Source organism: Mycobacterium intermedium, from assembly GCF_002086275.1.
GTDB classification, from domain to species: domain Bacteria; phylum Actinomycetota; class Actinomycetes; order Mycobacteriales; family Mycobacteriaceae; genus Mycobacterium; species Mycobacterium intermedium.
In genome coordinates this window covers 1-15,591 of the sequence record NZ_MVHT01000039.1, presented here as the reverse complement: position 1 = coordinate 15,591, position 15,591 = coordinate 1, and the positions used below count along the sequence as shown (strand labels likewise).

At 65.9% G+C, this 15,591-nt stretch carries 14 protein-coding genes, 1 tRNA gene and 1 pseudogene; 10 read left to right on the top strand and 6 right to left on the bottom strand.

Translation table 11 applies throughout. From position 1 onward, the window contains the following. Window positions 1–72: 72 nt before the first annotated feature. From BST27_RS15260 to BST27_RS15245, 4 genes are all read left to right on the top strand, one after another. Window positions 73–495, top strand: a complete 423-nt coding sequence (locus BST27_RS15260) for a DUF3052 domain-containing protein (RefSeq protein WP_069421208.1) — start codon at window positions 73–75, stop codon at window positions 493–495. Beyond that, window positions 495–956 (top strand): peroxiredoxin, encoded by a 462-nt coding sequence (locus BST27_RS15255; protein WP_069421207.1) that lies wholly within the window; start codon window positions 495–497, stop codon window positions 954–956. The genes BST27_RS15260 and BST27_RS15255 overlap by 1 nt, the downstream gene beginning before the upstream one ends. A gap of 59 nt (window positions 957–1,015) precedes the next feature. Then, a tRNA-Val gene (locus BST27_RS15250) sits at window positions 1,016–1,090 on the top strand. A gap of 164 nt (window positions 1,091–1,254) precedes the next feature. Beyond that, entirely contained in the window at window positions 1,255–1,509 is a 255-nt protein-coding gene (locus BST27_RS15245) for a hypothetical protein (protein ID WP_069421206.1), read from the top strand. 1 nt (window position 1,510) lies between these two features. On the opposite strand, the gene BST27_RS15240 is transcribed toward BST27_RS15245, so the two are convergent. After that, complete coding sequence (locus tag BST27_RS15240) at window positions 1,511–1,933, bottom strand: DUF6319 family protein (RefSeq protein WP_069421205.1); 423 nt, start codon at window positions 1,931–1,933, stop codon at window positions 1,511–1,513. A 369-nt stretch (window positions 1,934–2,302) separates the two neighbouring features. Between BST27_RS15240 and BST27_RS15235 the strand changes: the two genes are divergently transcribed. Then, window positions 2,303–3,379, top strand: coding sequence for a phosphotransferase family protein (locus BST27_RS15235; protein ID WP_079220021.1), 1,077 nt, complete (start codon window positions 2,303–2,305; stop codon window positions 3,377–3,379). Window positions 3,380–3,404: 25 nt separating this feature from the next. Then, on the top strand, window positions 3,405–4,613 hold the full coding sequence (locus BST27_RS15230) for an acyl-CoA dehydrogenase family protein (RefSeq protein WP_069421204.1): 1,209 nt from the start codon (window positions 3,405–3,407) through the stop codon (window positions 4,611–4,613). Window positions 4,614–4,625: 12 nt separating this feature from the next. On the opposite strand, the gene BST27_RS15225 is transcribed toward BST27_RS15230, so the two are convergent. Together BST27_RS15225 and BST27_RS15220 are read right to left on the bottom strand one after the other, a co-directional pair. Continuing rightward, a complete protein-coding gene (locus tag BST27_RS15225; RefSeq protein WP_079220020.1) occupies window positions 4,626–5,678 on the bottom strand; it encodes a PGAP1-like alpha/beta domain-containing protein in 1,053 nt (350 codons plus the stop codon). A 52-nt stretch (window positions 5,679–5,730) separates the two neighbouring features. Then, complete coding sequence (locus BST27_RS15220) at window positions 5,731–6,063, bottom strand: hypothetical protein (protein WP_069421203.1); 333 nt, start codon at window positions 6,061–6,063, stop codon at window positions 5,731–5,733. A 62-nt stretch (window positions 6,064–6,125) separates the two neighbouring features. On the opposite strand from BST27_RS15220, the gene BST27_RS15215 reads away from it, so the two are divergent. Further along, window positions 6,126–6,779 carry a nitroreductase family protein gene (locus BST27_RS15215; RefSeq protein WP_232007391.1) on the top strand — a complete coding sequence of 218 codons (654 nt, stop codon included), beginning with the start codon at window positions 6,126–6,128 and terminating at the stop codon, window positions 6,777–6,779. Here BST27_RS15215 and BST27_RS15210 read toward each other — a convergent pair whose 3' ends face one another. Beyond that, the gene (locus BST27_RS15210; RefSeq protein WP_069421202.1) at window positions 6,780–7,712 is read right to left on the bottom strand and encodes a short-chain dehydrogenase/reductase; all 933 of its coding nucleotides are present in this window, start codon (window positions 7,710–7,712) and stop codon (window positions 6,780–6,782) included. 29 nt (window positions 7,713–7,741) lie between these two features. Beyond that, window positions 7,742–11,031 (bottom strand): annotated as a pseudogene (locus BST27_RS15205) (LuxR C-terminal-related transcriptional regulator). 77 nt (window positions 11,032–11,108) lie between these two features. On the opposite strand from BST27_RS15205, the gene BST27_RS15200 reads away from it, so the two are divergent. Together BST27_RS15200 and BST27_RS15195 are read left to right on the top strand one after the other, a co-directional pair. After that, window positions 11,109–12,620 (top strand): GMC family oxidoreductase, encoded by a 1,512-nt coding sequence (locus BST27_RS15200; RefSeq protein WP_069421201.1) that lies wholly within the window; start codon window positions 11,109–11,111, stop codon window positions 12,618–12,620. 94 nt (window positions 12,621–12,714) lie between these two features. Next, window positions 12,715–13,839, top strand: a complete 1,125-nt coding sequence (locus BST27_RS15195) for an epoxide hydrolase family protein (protein ID WP_069421200.1) — start codon at window positions 12,715–12,717, stop codon at window positions 13,837–13,839. 4 nt (window positions 13,840–13,843) lie between these two features. Here the strand turns inward: BST27_RS15195 and BST27_RS15190 are convergent, their stop codons facing one another. Further along, window positions 13,844–14,245 carry a VOC family protein gene (locus tag BST27_RS15190; RefSeq protein ID WP_069421199.1) on the bottom strand — a complete coding sequence of 134 codons (402 nt, stop codon included), beginning with the start codon at window positions 14,243–14,245 and terminating at the stop codon, window positions 13,844–13,846. An 81-nt stretch (window positions 14,246–14,326) separates the two neighbouring features. Here BST27_RS15190 and BST27_RS15185 point away from each other — a divergent pair, with 81 nt between their 5' ends. After that, window positions 14,327–15,256, top strand: coding sequence for a cation diffusion facilitator family transporter (locus BST27_RS15185; protein ID WP_069421198.1), 930 nt, complete (start codon window positions 14,327–14,329; stop codon window positions 15,254–15,256). Window positions 15,257–15,591: the final 335 nt, after the last annotated feature.

Sequence of the window (15,591 nt, the reverse complement as noted above, 5' to 3'; positions counted from 1 at the left end):
GGAGATTCCGGCAGGGTGCTGGTTGTGCGACGATAATTGCCATCGCATCCGTTGGGTAAGGGAGGTTCCACGGTGGTCGCGGCGGATCACGCCCCGAGCTACGCTCGCAAGCTGGGCATCCAACGAGACCAAGTTGTCCAGGAGTGGGGCTGGGACGAAGACACCGACGACGATATCCGCGCAGCGGTCGAGGAGGCCTGTGGTGCCGACTTGCTCGACGAGGACACCGACGAGGTTGTCGACGTCGTTCTGCTGTGGTGGCGCGACGGTGACGGAGACTTGGTGGACACCTTGATGGACGCGATCAGCCCGCTGGCCGATGACGGCGTGATTTGGGTGCTGACGCCGAAGACGGGTCGGCCTGGGCATGTGCTGCCCGCCGAGATCGCCGAGGCCGCACCCACTGCGGGGCTGGTGCCGACGTCGTCGGTCAACTTGGGTAACTGGAGCGCAAGCCGGCTGGTGCAGCCGAAAACACGGGCCGGGCGGCGCTGATGCTGGAAGTCGGAGTCCCCGCCCCCGACTTCACCCTGCGCGATCAGAATCAACAGCGCGTCACGCTGAGTTCGTACCAGGGCAAGAAGAACGTGTTGCTGGTGTTCTTTCCGCTGGCGTTCACGGGGATCTGTCAGGGCGAGTTGGACCAAGTGCGCGACCACTTGCCGGAGTTCGAAAACGACGACAGTGCCGTGCTGGCCATTTCGGTGGGTCCGCCGCCGACGCACAAGGTCTGGTCCACCCAGAACGGGTTTCTGTTCCCGGTGTTGTCCGACTTCTGGCCGCACGGTGCGGTGAGCCAGGCCTACGGCGTCTTCAACGATGTCGCCGGCGTCAGCAACCGCGGTACCTTTGTGGTCGACCGATCGGGGATCATCAGGTTTGCGGAGATGAAGCAGCCCGGTGAGTCCCGCGATCAGCGGGCGTGGACCGACGCGTTAGCGGCGTTAAGGGGTTGAAGTCCTGATCGTTTTGGGTGCTTGGCCCTTCGGCGTGTAGCCTGCTGCGCCGGGGCATAGGGCGCGTAGCTCAGTGGTAGAGCTCTGGTTTTACACACCAGCGGTCGGCGGTTCGATACCGTCCGCGCCCACCAAGATCATGCAGTTCCCCCCAGCGCCGCGGGCGTGTACAGCCCTCGTGTTTCGGCCACTAGGAGTGTTGCCCGCGTTTCAGCGACAATGGCGTTGTTGCACGTCAAGGCCGCATTTCTAGGGCGAGCCCGGCGTCGATCGTGTTGCATTACTGCAGGTCTAGCGATTGTCGCTGCTCGGTGGGCCAAATTCGCAACAGCGCGCGGGACGTGGCCGATCAATCCTCGTCGACCACCACAACGACGGACGCGAGATTTTGGTCGTCACCGGCTGGCAACGACGTACGACATCCGGGGCGGCCATCGACGACGACCCCGAGATCGTAGAACTGTGGCACGAGTTCGGCATCCCCGTCACGACGGTTTTCGATTGCGGTGCCTTGCTGCAACCAAATGCCGAGCGGTACCGGACGCGGATTTGACTCAGTCCAGTTCAGCCAGGGCCTTACGGGCGGCTTCCAGTTCGGCTTCGAGCGCGGCAACCCTGGCGGCCTGCTGCCTACGCGCCTCTTCGATGACCTCGTCGATTGGGGTGGAAAGGTCCTCATGCAGTTCCTTGGCTGCCCGGGAGACGGCTGCTGCCGCGACGGCAAGGTTGCGGGCCAGGTAGGTGGTCCCTTGCTTTAACTCCGCGCGCCATTCGCCGTCGGCCGTGCCGGTGACAGTGAGGGTCAACTCGAGGGTCTTCGCCTTCTTGGCGCCGGCCTTCTTGGCCGGGGCCTTCTTAGGATGAGACTGGGGCTCCTCGTCGGCGGAAGGTGAGGTGCTGGTGCCCTCGACAGAAGCAACCAAGGCGTCGGTAGGGTCGGTGGACGGTGCTTGTGGTGCCAGAGTGTCTACAGTCATCGTTTGCGGTATCCCCTCGTGAACGTCGCCGGCTGGGAACAGGCTGAACAGACGCCTATTAGAACATATGTTCGACCATGGGCAAAATCCAAACGCCGCGGTCCAGTGGTAAACCGTGGAGCTTGGTCCACGTGTTCGTTCAGAGCCACAACGAATCTCCGACCGAAAACTCTTGCGCGGTGTAGCAGTCCACGGCTCTATTCAGCGACGACGAGGCTGAGTCACGGGTCGAGAGGGTGACCCCGACGCGGCATCCGGACCGTGGGTACCGTGATGGGCTGATTGACGACATCCCGACCTGCGGGGGCCATCTGATCAACGGACGCCTCAGGGGATGCGCCCGCCATCGACGTCGGACGAAGGAGCCCGATGACCGCACGCCACGACCGTGGTGACGTATCAGAGCGCAGCCTGCGTGCTGACTGCGTACCGCAGAACTGGGCGGCGCTGGGTGCCTGGCTACGCAGCCGCGGGATGACGCTCGACGCGACGGAACCTCGCCAGTTCGCCAACGGCTTGGCCAACCTGAATTACCTGATCTGGGTCGATGGCCAACCCGTGGTCCTGCGCCGCCCGCCGAGCGGACCGCTGGCCGAGGGCGCCAGCGACATGGCGCGCGAATTCCGGGTGCTGAGTCGCCTGCACGCGCACTACCGCCGCGCCCCGCGCGCGGTCGCCTTCTGCGAGGACACCTCGGTACTCGGCGGCCCATTCCAGCTGATCGAATACCGGCCGGGCACGGTCGTGTCCGACGCGATCCCCGAGGAACTCGCGGACATCCCCGCTGCCCGGCTGGCCGACGAATTCGTGACCGCGCTCGCGGACCTGCACTCGATCGACCTCGACGCACATCCTGAACTCCGCGAGCTCGGGCGGCCGGACGGCTTCATCGCACGCCAGATCAGCGGTTGGAACCGGCGGGCTCACAATGCGTTCGACGGATCGCCACCCACCACTGTCGAGCACATCGTGTCCTGGCTGGAGACCGCCGCACCAGATCCTTGCGTGAAACCCACTGTGTTGCACAATGATTTCAAGTTCGACAACGTGATCTTCGACGAAACGGGCGCGGCCGCCGCCGTGATCGACTGGGACATGTCGACACTGGGCGATCCGCTCTTCGATCTCGGCGTCACGCTGTCCTACTGGGCGCAGCCTGACGACGCCGAAGTCATTCGCGAACTCGGGTTGGCGCCATCACTGCAGCCCGGCTTCCCGCACCGAAAGGCGCTCGCGGCCAAATACTTCGCCGCGGCAGGACGCGAAGCGGTGCCGGTGGGGTTCTACCTGGCGTTGGGCCGACTGCGGCTAGCGATCGCCTGGCAGCAGATGTTCGTGCTGCATCAACGCGGCGCGCTCGTTGGCCCGAAGTACGCCGCGTTCAACCGCATTGCGACGTCGGTCTTGGCGGTGACCGCAGATTGTCTTTCGACAGAACACATTTGATCACTCACACGAACAGGACGGCTCCGTGATCGACTTCTCCATACCGCAGGAACTGACGGCACTCGGCGAACGTGTCCGCCAGTTCGTCATCGACGAAATCATTCCCTACGAGCGCGATCCGCGGCTCACCCAGCACGGTCCGAATGACGAGTTGCGGCAGGAGCTCGTCGAGCTGGCCCGCAAGCAAGGGCTGCTCACCCCGCAGGCGTCCCCGCGATTCGGCGGCAAGGGAATCTCGCACATCGAGCAGTCGGTGATCTACGAGGCGGCCGGATGGTCCACCCTCGGCCCCGTTGCGATGAACTGCGCTGCGCCGGACGAGGGCAACATGTTCTTGCTCGACAAGCTGACCACCGACGAGCAGGCCGAGGTCTTCCTCAAGCCCGTTCTCGACGGGCGGTTCCGGTCGGTGTTCGCGATGACCGAGCCCGGCGGGGCTGGTTCGGATCCCTCGCAACTGCTCACCGAGGCGCGACGGGACGGCGACTCCTACGTCATCAACGGCCGAAAGTGGCTCATCACCGGAGCCAACGGTGCGGGCACCTGGATCATCATGGCCAACGTGGTCGACGACGGAAACCGCAGCGGACCAACGTTGTTCCTGGCCAAGGGTGACGACCCCGGCATCGTCATCGAACGCGTGATGAACTCGATGGACCGCAATTACGTCGAAGGGCACGGCGTGGTCGTCTTCGACGATCTGCGGGTGCCCGCAGCGAACGTGCTCGGCGAGGTCGGGGAGGCCATGCGTTACGCGCAGATGCGCTTGGCCCCAGCACGTCTCACGCACGCCATGCGCTGGTTGGGTGCCGCCTCGCGCGCTCAGCACATCGCCTTGGAGCATGCGAAGACCCGAACCGCGTTCGGCTCTCCGATCATCGACCACCAGGGCGTCGGGTTCATGCTGGCGGACAACGAGATTGCGCTCACCCAGTGCCGCTTGGCGATCTGGTACACGGCCTGGGTTCTGGACCAGGGGCAAAAGGGGCGGCACGAGAGTTCGATCAGCAAGGCCTTCGTGTCCGAGGAGCTCTTCAAAGTTGTCGACCGTTGCATCCAGGTCATGGGGGGCATCGGCGTCACCGACGAAACGCCGATCGAGATGATCTTCCGGGACATCCGCGGATTCCGGCTCTATGACGGGCCGACGGAGGTCCACAAGTACGCGATCATCCGGCGAATGAACCACGTTGGCTCGACGGCGGCGCGGGTGCCGGGATCCGACACCGTCTGATCGGGATCTCGGCTAGCGGCGCGAAGGTTCGGGGCAGTCCCGCCGGTTGGGGGTGTCGAGCGCCGTCGGTGCGTCCTTGAGCGCGTTGTTCAGCACGTCGAACACCCGGGGATCCCAGGTGAGCCCGGTCTTCCAGTCCAGCCCGGCCAGGTTGGAGACGTAGATGCTGTGGGTGTCATCGAAGGTGTAGCAGCGTCGGTGCGGCAGCACCGAGTCGGGGACGTCGGTGGCCAGCGCGCTGCGAAGAGCGACGATGCCGTCGTTAGGCCACACAGCGGGGTTCACCTGACCGGGTTTGGTGAACTTGTTACCACCGATCAGCACCACCGGGATTTTGTCGAGCACACCGGCCTGAAACTGGTTCCAGCCGTTGTCGCCCTGCAGGTAGGCATTGGTGACCTCACGCCCGGAGCCCGACACCAGCCGCTGCACCTCGGTCTTGAATCCTTTCATGGCGTCTTCGCAGAGTCGGTCTCCCAGGCAATCGCTCAGCGGCACCGCGTCATTGGCGTAGTCGGCCACATAGGCGCCCTGCCAGGGTGTGCCGATGGTGGTCAGCGAGCGGACCTTCAGCGTCGAGTTGGTGCCGGTGAGCACTCGGATTGCGGCGCGTGAGTACAGGCCACCCATGGAATGGCCGATCAGGTCCACCTCGGTGACGCCCTTTTCGGTCTGCAGCCAGGTCAAGAACCGGGCCAGATGCTCACCCGCGGTGTCAATGCTTCCCTGCGAGTTCACCGTCATGGTCTCTGGCAGCGTCACCGGGCACATCGCGAATGGACCGAAACCGGTTTGATCGGTGACTTGGCCGCGGCCCGCCATGGCGGGGGAGGTGTAGACGGTGTAGCCCTGCTTGAGCAGGTACTCGCGGATCGCGGTGTCCGTGTTACCCGCGGCCAGCCCCGTGGCGCAGGCCTGGTCGGGGGTGGTGAAGGGGCTCGTCGCATCCCCACCGGAAACGATCACCACCGCTTGGCCGGCCGCCGGCTTGTTGGCGGCATGGTTGCCGCCACCGCAGCCAGCCAACACCATCACTACCGCGAAAAACGCCAGCAATCGCAACATGTGCAAAAAGACTAGTTCGATGACGGTGAATCTGGCCTAACCGGGGGACGACTCACTGCACCTTGGTCCACGGCGTGCAGCCGTGAGTGATGAAATTCGCGACCAACGGCGGCTGGATCACGGCGACGAGCGTTTTCGTTGGGCTCCCGCTGTCGCCCGTCAGGAACTTCCAATCGCTGGTCCAGGTGCTGAACGAGCAGGCACGTCCAAAGTCGTTCTGGTCGACGCTGGCGGTGTAGACGCCGTAGGGAAGCTGAGCGGGTACCGCATACGTGCCCGGTCCATAGGTCGCTTCGGCGTGCGCCGAAGGCCAGGCAAGACAAGCCATGATCAGCACCGACAGCACACCGACGTACTTCATCAGGGACGCCCGGATCTGCCGCATCAACTCACGATAAGTTCTCGAAGCATTGCCAGCGAGCTCACCGGGTTGCTGGAATCGTGGTCATGACGAACCCAGAACCCCTGAACATGCCGCTCGAAGAAGCGATGCGCACCCAGCGCGCGATCCGCCGGCTCAAGAGCGACCCGGTCGACGATTCGCTGGTACTGCATCTCCTCGAACTGGCCATGAAGGCCCCGACGGGCTCGAACGCACAGAACTGGGAGTTCATCGTCGTCAAGGACCGCGCGGTGGTGGGCAAGCTGGCACGTTTGAATCGCGCCGCGATAAATGTCTTCGGCCCGTTCTACAAACGTGCCCTGGAAAAGCGCATGGACGAGAAGATGCTGCGCATCGAGAAGGCCGTGCGGTGGCAGGCCGACCATTTCGAGGAGATACCGGTCATCGTCGTTGCCTGCCTCAAAGGCGTCATTCCGCCCCGCCCGAATCTCGCCGTCACCAGCGCTTACGGGTCCATTTATCCCGCGGTGCAAAACCTGTTGCTGGCGGCGCGTGCGGCCGGGCTGGGCGCGGCCTTGATCACGCTGCCGCTGTGGAACACGTTCGCGGCCAAGCGCGCGCTGGGCCTGCCCTGGAATGTCACCCCGGTCGCCGTGGTGCCGCTGGGCTGGCCGAAGGGCAAGTATGGTCCCACGACGCGCCGGCCGGTCGGCGAGTTCGTCTCGCTGGACCGGTACGGGAACCGGGCGTTCCGGTAGTCAGGCCGAACCGTCGCTGTCGCTGTCGGTTTCGGCGCCGGTGATCGCCGCCGCGACGTCGGCGTTGTGCAGCAGGATGCTGTCCATCAGCCTCGTCGTGATGCCGCGCGTGGCTAGCATCGGTCCCACCCACGCCGGCGCGGTCACCCGGGCGGCGCGACGCTGGACGCCGTCCAGAACCGCCTCGGCGGCGTCGGCGACCGTTATCGGCCGAGTGAGAAAGCCCGGGACCGCCTGGCGCACCTGAGCCGCGTGCTGTTGTGAAAACACGTCGGCCGCAAGGTCGGTGTCGATGAAGCCGAGGTAAGCGATGCCGACGGTCACCCCGTGCGGCACCAGCTCGACCCGCAGTGCCCGGGCCAACTGTTCGACACCGGCCTTGCTCACCGCGTAGGAGGCGGCCAGCACGCCGTTGAAGAACGCGTAGATGGAACCCACGAACAAGATGTGCCCTTGCCGATCGATCAAGGCCGGCAGGGTCGCTCGGGCGGTACGCCACTGACCGAGCAAGTCCACCTCTACGGTCCGCTCGAAATCATCTGGCGAGATCGTCGCGACGGTTTGGTCGGGAGGCGCAATCCCAGCGTTGGCCACCACCACGTCGATCCCGCCGAAGGTGGCCACCGTGTCGTCGGCGGCGCGCTGCAGCGCCTCGACGTCGGTGACGTCGGCTTCGAAAGCGGCGGCGCGGTCCCCGAGAGTGCCGGCAAGCTTCTGCAACGGTTCCAGACGGCGGCCCACCAGAGCGACATGGGCGCCGTCTGCGTGGGCTTGGCGGGCGACTTCTGCGCCCAGCCCGCGGGCTGCGCCGGTGACGAAAACGACCCGCTCCTCTAACGGCAGGCTGTCATGGCTGCCGAGGACGCGATTAATGACCGGCAGCGACCGCGCAATCCGCGACGTCGTACGGGCGAGCGTTCGAACGGGTTGCATGCATGCTGTGTTACCCCTCTGGCGCAGTCCTAACAAGCTCCGTGTCGCGATGCTTCCTGGGCGAGCTGCACCCGCGAGGTCAGCCCGAGTTTGGTGTAGATGTGCGTGAGATGGGCCTGCACGGTGCGGGGCGAGACGAACAGGCGCGCGGCAATGTCCTTGTTGGCCAGACCCGCACTGATGAGCCGGACCACGTCCAACTCGGCGCGCGTCAGCGATGCCCAACCGCTGGTGGCCCGGGTGCGTTCGCCGCGGCCACGCTGCGCGTAAGCGATCGCCTCCTCGATCGACAGTGCCGCGCCTTCCGCCCATGCTGTGTCGAAGTCGTTGTCGCCCAAGGTGTCCCGTAACACGGCCACCCGGGCTTCGTCGTAGGCATCGAGTACCTTGAAGCGCACTATGCCCATATGCCGGCGTGCCGCGTCCGCGGCGCCGAATAGTCGCGCAGCCGAATGTTCGTTGCCGTATTCGGCCGCGACGGTGGCGAGACAGTCGAGGGCAAAGGGAACGAGCAGGTCTCCCTTGAGGCGGGCCGCCAAGTCCAGGGCGTCGTGGGCGTCGCGTTCGGCGGCGCCAATCTCGCCCTGAGCGATCTCGACGCGCGACCGGGTTGTCAAGGATGCGCCTAGGCTCCAACCTCTGGTGGCGGATACCACGTCGTCGGCCCAACGACGCGCCGCGGTGAGATCACCACAAGCCAACGGAGCCAATGCCGCAAAGACGTGCATGGGCGCAAGTTGCGGATCCAACCCGGTGAGCTTGCGCGCCGTTTCATGCGCTTCCCACGCGGCGGACGCGTCGCCCGCGGCCAGGTGCACGTAAGCGGAGCCCGCATGCACGATTCCGGTGAAGGTGGCGAAGAGATCGGTTACGCGCTGAAAGGCGAGTTCGGAGGCGGCTTGAGCGGCCTCGATGTTGCCCTGGTAGGCAAGCGCGATCGCTTGAATTGCCATTGCCTGCATGGAGAAAAAGGCATCGCCGGCCGCTGTGGACTCCTCCTCGACCTCACGAAGCGCTGTGAGCGCCTCAGCTAGCTGGCCGCGGAGGATTTGGGCCCAGCCCAGAACGTAACGGCACTGGCGCGATAAGAACTTGTCGCCCACCCGGTCGGCAATTCGAAGAACCTCCTCGGCGGCAACCTGGCCCGCGACGGGTTCGCCGAACAGCAGGGCGAATATTGCCTCCAAGGTTAGTGTCTGGCCCAGCCACCATGAATCGTCGATGTCGCGCGCGACGCCCGCCGCCTCGCTGAAATACGCGACTGACAAGTCGCGGTCGTCGGCGGCGTGACACGCGCAGGCGGTCAGCGCGCGCGCCACGAGTGCTGGATCGCCGAGTTTGCGGGCCGCTGCCAGGACGCGCTCGGTGCTATCGAGATCGGCGGTCACGCCCCTGAAGGACTCCAAGACGACCTTGTGCACCAACGCCCGCACCCGCGCCGGCGCCGCTTCGTTGCCGTCGCAGTCCACATCGGAGAGCGCCGCACCCAACCAGTTCAGCCCCTCTTGCATGAGCCCCCGCGACAACCAGAGCGGGAGTAATGACGACGCGAGGCCCAGCGCCAAATCGGTATCCGAGTTTTCCCGGCTCCACGCGAAAGCCGCTCGCAGATTGTCGATTTCGATCCCTGCCCGCTCGATGCGGCGTTGATGCTCTCCGGCGACCGGTGTGTCAAGCAGTCCTGCCAGCGCGGTGTAGTGGTCGCGATGGCGGTTGCGGGCCTCGTTGCCCTCACTGGACTCGTGCAGGTTTTCCTGTGCGTATTGGCGGACGGTTTCCAGCAACCGGTAGCGGGTTCCGTCCGCAGTGTCTTCGGCAACCACGAGTGATTTGTCGACCAGCAGGGTGAGCTGGTCGAGCACTTGGTAGCGCTCCAGGCCGTCGCCCGCGACGGCCCGGGCGGCGTCGAGGTCGAAGCCCCCGTAGAAGACCGCGAGGCGGCGGAACAGTACCTGTTCGGGCTCGCTCAGAAGTTCGTGCGACCAGTCCACCGAAGCGCGCAGCGTCTGTTGACGGCGCACGGCCGTGCGTGCTCCGCCGGTCAGTAGCCGGAAGGTGTCGTGCAGGCTGCGCAGAATCTCGGCTGGGGACAGGGCGCGGACGCGCGCGGCGGCAAGTTCGATGGCCAGCGGCAGGCCGTCGAGTCGGCGGCAGATCTCGGTCACGGTATCGACATTGTCGACGCTGATGCGGAAGTCGGGCTTGGTGCGACGAGCGCGGTCGCCGAAGAGTTCGATCGCCTCGTCGGCGAGCGACAAGGACGGCACCCGCCAACTCACTTCGCCGGCTACCCCGATCGGCTCGCGGCTGGTGGTCAGCAGCGTCAGGCCCGGGCAGGCGCGCAGCAGTTCGGTGATCAGCTCGGCGCTGGCGTCGAGCAGGTGCTCGCAGTTGTCGAACACCACCAGTGCTTCACGCTCGCGAAGGAACCGCACCACCAGGTCCGTCGTCGGTTGACCGGGTTGGTCTGTTACCCCCAAAGCACGTGCCGCCGTGAGTGGCACGACGTCAGGGTCGGTGATCGGTGCCAGGTCGACGTACCAAATGCCGTCGGCGAATTCGGTGGCCACTTGAGCGGTGATCTGCACCGCCAGCCGCGTCTTGCCTGCGCCCCGGCACCGGTCAGGGTGACGAGCCGGTTGTCGGCCAGCGCATCGCGGATGCCTTTGACCTCCGCCTGCCGTCCGACAAAACTGGTCAGCTGCATCGGAAGTCGTTCGGCGGCAACGATATTGACAGTACGCAGCGGAGGGAAGTCGTTGTGCAAATCCGGGTGGCACAGCTGGGTCACCCGTTCGGGCCGGGGCAGATCGCGCAGCGGGTGCGAGCCCAGGTCCAGCAGAGTCACTCCGGCCGGAAGCTGGTCGACGACAAGGGGTTCGGTGGCTCCGGACAGCACGGTCTGGCCGCCGTGCGCCAGGTCGCGCAGGCGGGCCGCGCGGTTGATCGTCGGACCGATGTAGTTGCCCTCATCCCTGAGCTGAATATCGCCGGTGTGCAGGCCGATTCGCAGTTTGATCGGCGCCAGGGCGGCAAGTTGCAGTTGTAACGCGCAGGCCACCGCGTCGGCGGCGCGCGTGAAAGCGATGACGAAGCTGTCACCCTCGCCCTGCTCCACCGGGCGGACGCCGTGATGGGCGGCGACCGCGTCGGACAGCGTCGCGTCGAGTCGCGCGACAGCGGCTTTCATGGCCTCGGGCTGAGTCTCCCACAGCCGCGTCGAACCCTCGACATCAGCCAGCAGCAACGTGACGGTTCCGGTCGGAAGCTCGCTCATGGTTACGTCGCTCCAGCTTGTTTCGCTCATGCTAGCCAGCATGCGGCGCTTTGCCGAAGCCGAGCATCAGCGAAAATGCCAATAGTTGCGGCGCGGAATGCGTAGATGATCGGGGCTTGATGACTTCGTACGACTTCGTGGTGGTGGGTGCCGGTTCCGCCGGTTGCGCGGTGGCGGGACGCCTGGCCACGGAGTCCTCAGCCCGCGTACTGCTGATCGAAGCCGGCGGTTCGGACCGGCGCCTGACGGTGCGCGCACCGCTGGCGTTCCCGCGCCAGCTCGGCACCTCCTTGGACTGGGCCTACCAGACCGAGCCCGAACCGGGCTGCGACCACCGGCAGATCCCGCAGCCGCGCGGGCGTGTACTGGGCGGGACCAGCGCGATGAACGCGATGGTGTGGGTCCGGGGGAGCGACCTCGACTACGACGGCTGGCAGTTGCCAGGTTGGGCATGGGAAGACGTGGCGCCGGTCTTCAAGCGGATCGAGCGGGGACCCATGCGCATTACCCGCGTGGCCGAACCCGACGAGGTGTCCCGTCGCTTCGTCGCCGCCGCACGCGCGGCCGGGGTCGCCGCGACCGACGACGTCAGCGGCCCCGATCTGGACGGCGCGGCCATCAGCCCCGTCACCATTCACAACGGCCAGCGCTGGACCACCGCGCGCGGCTACCTGCGGAACCAGAAGAACCTGACCGTCGTCACCAAGGCCGTGGTCAACCGGATCGTCATCAGCAACGGTCGGGCCGTCGGCGTCGAATACCGTCGCGGGGGTCGTCTGCAACGGGCTCGTGCCGACCGGGAAGTCGTGGTGAGCGCCGGCGCGTTCGGCACGCCGCAACTGCTGCAGCTCTCCGGTATCGGCCCAGCGGATCACCTTGTCGGACTCGGGATCACCCCGATTGTCGACAGCCCCAACGTGGGCCAGGGTTTGGCCGACCATCCCAATGCGTTCGGTATCTGGCGGCTGGCACCCGGTTTCGTCGGGCTCGCAGACGCCGCCAACCCAAAGTGGCTGCTGCAGTGGCTGTTTCAGCGACGGGGCAAGCTCACGAGTAACGGGGTGGAAGCGGTGGCGCATATCCGGTCAGCGCCCGACCTACCGGCCTGCGACTTCCAACTGGCCTTCACTCCCGGCGACGCCCTTGCCGATAGCCAATCGGGAAAGTTCGAGCCCGCGTTGACCGTCATCCACTCGTACTGGACACCGAAGAGCCGCGGCAGCGTGCTGATCCGCTCGTCGGATCCTGCGGTCCCACCGGCAATCCGGCTGAACATGTTCTCCGAACGTGAGGACATCGACGCGATGGTCCGTGCGGTGCAGCGGTCGAGGGAGATCATCGGCACCGAGCCGCTCGCTTCGGCCGTCGATCACGAGGTGGTGCCCGGCCCGGGAGCCGACGTCGAGGCGTCCATCAGGAGCACCGCGATCACGACCGCCCACCCTGCCTGCAGCGTCGCGATGGGCAGCCAACCCGACAGTCCGCTCGATGAGCAACTGCGGGTGCGCGGCGTGGATAACCTGCGGGTCGCGGATGCGTCGGCGCTGCCGCGGATTCCCCGTGCCAACACCAACGCCCCGGCGATCATGATCGGCGAACGTTGCGCCGATTTCCTGCTGGCGCAACTGTAGGCGCCTGATTCGCCACCTCGTGGACGGGTTTGGGAGGGTATGGCAAGGTCGTGGGCGTGCTGATTCGCGAATCGACGCAGAAGTAGGCCCGCGGGTGGAGCCGTTTCGCATCGACGTACCCGACGACGTTCTCGATGACCTGAAGGCGCGCCTTTCGCGCACCCGCTGGCCGGAAGCCGAATGCGTTGACGACTGGAGCCAGGGCATCCCGCTCGCGTACACCCGTGACCTGGCCGCCTATTGGGCCGGCGACTACGACTGGCGGTCGCGCGAGGCCGCGCTGAACCGCTTCGACCAGTTCGTGACCGAGATCGACGGGTTGGACATCCACCTGATCCATCAGCGCTCGCCGCACGAGGACGCCTTCCCGCTGGTGATCACGCATGGCTGGCCCGGTTCGATCGTGGAGTTTCACAAGGTGATCGAGCCGCTCACCAATCCCACTGCCTACGGCGGCCGCGCCGAAGACGCCTTCCACGTTGTCTGTCCGTCGCTGCCCGGCTACGGATTCTCCGGCAAGCCCACCCGCACGGGCTGGGGTGTCGAGAAGATCGCGGAGGCCTGGGAGACGCTGATGCTGCGACTGGGCTACGACCGTTACGGCGCCCAGGGCGGTGACTGGGGAGCCGCAGTGACGACCCAGCTCGGTCGTAACCAAGGGCATTGCGCGGCAATCCATTTGAACATGCCGATGGGTCGGCCGACCGCCGAGACGTTCAAGAATCCGACGGAGGAGGAAAAGGCGGCGTTGGCGGCGCTGGACCACCACCGCAAGTGGGGCACCGGCTATTCCAAGCAGCAGTCGACCCGACCGCAGACGCTCGGTTACGGCTTGACGGATTCGCCTGTGGGACAACTGGCGTGGATCGTGGAGAAATTCTGGGCCTGGACCGACTGCGACGGGCATCCGGAGAACGCGGTCAGCCGTGACGAACTGCTCGACAACGTGATGCTGTACTGGGTCACCGCCACCGCCGCTTCCTCAGCGCGACTCTATTGGGAGAGCTTCCGGGTCTGGGGGGAGTCATACCGGGTCGAATTGCCCACGGGCGTCGCGGCTTTCCCGAAGGAGTTGCTGCGCGCGCCGCGCTCCTGGTGCGAGCCCGTCTACAACATCACCCACTGGACGACCATGCCGCGCGGTGGGCACTTCGCCGCGCTGGAACAGCCCGAGTTGTTCGTCGAGGACGTCCGCGCGTTCTTCGCCACTGTGCGCTGAGCGTTCATTGGCGGCCCAGCGGGGCGAAGAACTCCAACGCGATGCCGTCGGGGTCGCGGAAACTCAGCCCCGAGCCGTAGGGCGCGTCCACGATCCCGCCGTGCTCGATGCCCAGGTCATCGAGGCGGGCGGCCCACTGCTCCAGTTCGGCGCGGTCAGCGCAGCCGAAACCGACGTGATCCAGGCCAACCCGGAACTCGCTGAATTTCTCGTCTGGCGCCTGGCGGTCGTGTTGGTGGATGCCGAAGACGGTTCGGCTACCCAATATCCACACCAGATGCCGGAAGCCGGCGTCGGTGTGTTCGTCAACCACTGGGTCTGCTCCGATGAGGTCCCGGTACCAGGGACCGCTGACCTCAAGGTCACGCACCGTGACCGCCACATGGTTGAGAGCGGGAAAGGTCATGGGTACAGCAACCGCGCTAGGGCACACCGAATTCCGCGAGGTGTCGTGACCGCGGCGCGTCGTCGTGTCACGCTTACCGGCATGCACATCAAGAGCGGCGTACGCGATCCGGCGACAAGTTTCCCGCTTCGGAATGTGATCGACGATCGCGACGAGCGACGACGGGCCAACCGCGCGGTGGTCATCGGTGCGTTCGGGTTGGCGCTGACGGGCGTGCTCGAACTCGCGGTCGCCCTGGTCTCCGGTTCCGCGGCGCTGCTTGGCGACGCGCTGCACAACCTGGCCGACGTCACCACCAGCATCGTCGTGTTCGTCGGCTTTTGGGGATCGCGTGGTTTGGCGAGTCCGCGCTACCCGTACGGCCGCGAACGCACCGAAGACCTCGCCGGAATCGGTGTGGCGCTGGTGATCTGGGTGAGCGCCGTGTTTGCGGGCTGGGAGAGCGTGGAAAAGTTGGTGCGGCACAGCCCCACTGATCACGTGGGTTGGGGTATCGCGGCGGCGGCGCTCGGTATCGTCGGCAACCAGCTTGTCGCGCGCTACAAGCTGGTGGTCGGACGCCGCATCCAGTCGTCCACGCTGATCGCCGACGCCAAGCACTCCTGGCTCGATGCCCTATCTTCGGCCGGCGCCTTGGTCGGACTGTGCGCGGTGGCCGCCGGTTGGGAATGGGCCGACGGCGTGGCCGGCATCGTGGTGACGGGATTCATCTGCCACGTCGGGTGGGAGGTGACCTCTGACATCGGACATCGGTTGCTGGACGGGGTTGATCCCGAGGTGATCGAAACCGCGGAAGCGGTGGCGGCCGAGACGGATGGTGTCGTGCACGCACATGCGCGGGCCCGGTGGACTGGGCGCACGCTGCGGGTAGAGGTCGAGGGTTGGGTCGCCTCCGACACCACGGTCGCCGACGCCGAACGGATCGGCCGGCTGGTTGCTGACCAGCTGTGCGAGCGGCTGCCCGAAATGCGGAGTTTCACCTGGGCGGCGCGCGCCGTACCGCCCGCGTGAGGGTGGAGGCCGCCGGCGGCCCGGTCGACGCCGCCGTCGAATGTGGGGCTTAAGTACCGCGGGGTGCCGTTTAGGGGCCGTAGGCCGCACGTTCGGCGGTGGGTGTGTGGGGGTGTCGGTCGACGCTGCCGTCGAATGTGGGGCTTAAGTACCGCGGGGTGCCGTTTAGGGGCCGTAGGCCGCACGGTCGGCGGTGGGTGTGTGGGGGTGTCGGTCGACGCTGGCGTCGAATGTGTGGCTTACGTACCGCGGGGTGCCGGCGGTTTCAAGCGGTCGATGCAACGGTGGGCGGGTTTGACAGTAGTTCGTCGAGGGCTTCGGCGGGTGTTTTCCAG

Bases quoted from the DNA above. Each gene is read 5' to 3' on its own strand.
- BST27_RS15255 (WP_069421207.1), top strand. From the start codon at position 495: ATGCTGGAAGTCGGAGTCCCCGCCCCCGACTTCACCCTGCGCGATCAG.
- BST27_RS15240 (WP_069421205.1), bottom strand. From the start codon at position 1,933: ATGACTGTAGACACTCTGGCACCACAAGCACCGTCCACCGACCCTACC.
- BST27_RS15235 (WP_079220021.1), top strand. From the start codon at position 2,303: ATGACCGCACGCCACGACCGTGGTGACGTATCAGAGCGCAGCCTGCGT.
- BST27_RS15225 (WP_079220020.1), bottom strand. From the start codon at position 5,678: ATGTTGCGATTGCTGGCGTTTTTCGCGGTAGTGATGGTGTTGGCTGGC.
- BST27_RS15220 (WP_069421203.1), bottom strand. From the start codon at position 6,063: ATGCGGCAGATCCGGGCGTCCCTGATGAAGTACGTCGGTGTGCTGTCG.
- BST27_RS15215 (WP_232007391.1), top strand. From the start codon at position 6,126: ATGACGAACCCAGAACCCCTGAACATGCCGCTCGAAGAAGCGATGCGC.
- BST27_RS15210 (WP_069421202.1), bottom strand. From the start codon at position 7,712: ATGCAACCCGTTCGAACGCTCGCCCGTACGACGTCGCGGATTGCGCGG.
- BST27_RS15200 (WP_069421201.1), top strand. From the start codon at position 11,109: ATGACTTCGTACGACTTCGTGGTGGTGGGTGCCGGTTCCGCCGGTTGC.
- BST27_RS15190 (WP_069421199.1), bottom strand. From the start codon at position 14,245: ATGACCTTTCCCGCTCTCAACCATGTGGCGGTCACGGTGCGTGACCTT.
- BST27_RS15185 (WP_069421198.1), top strand. From the start codon at position 14,327: ATGCACATCAAGAGCGGCGTACGCGATCCGGCGACAAGTTTCCCGCTT.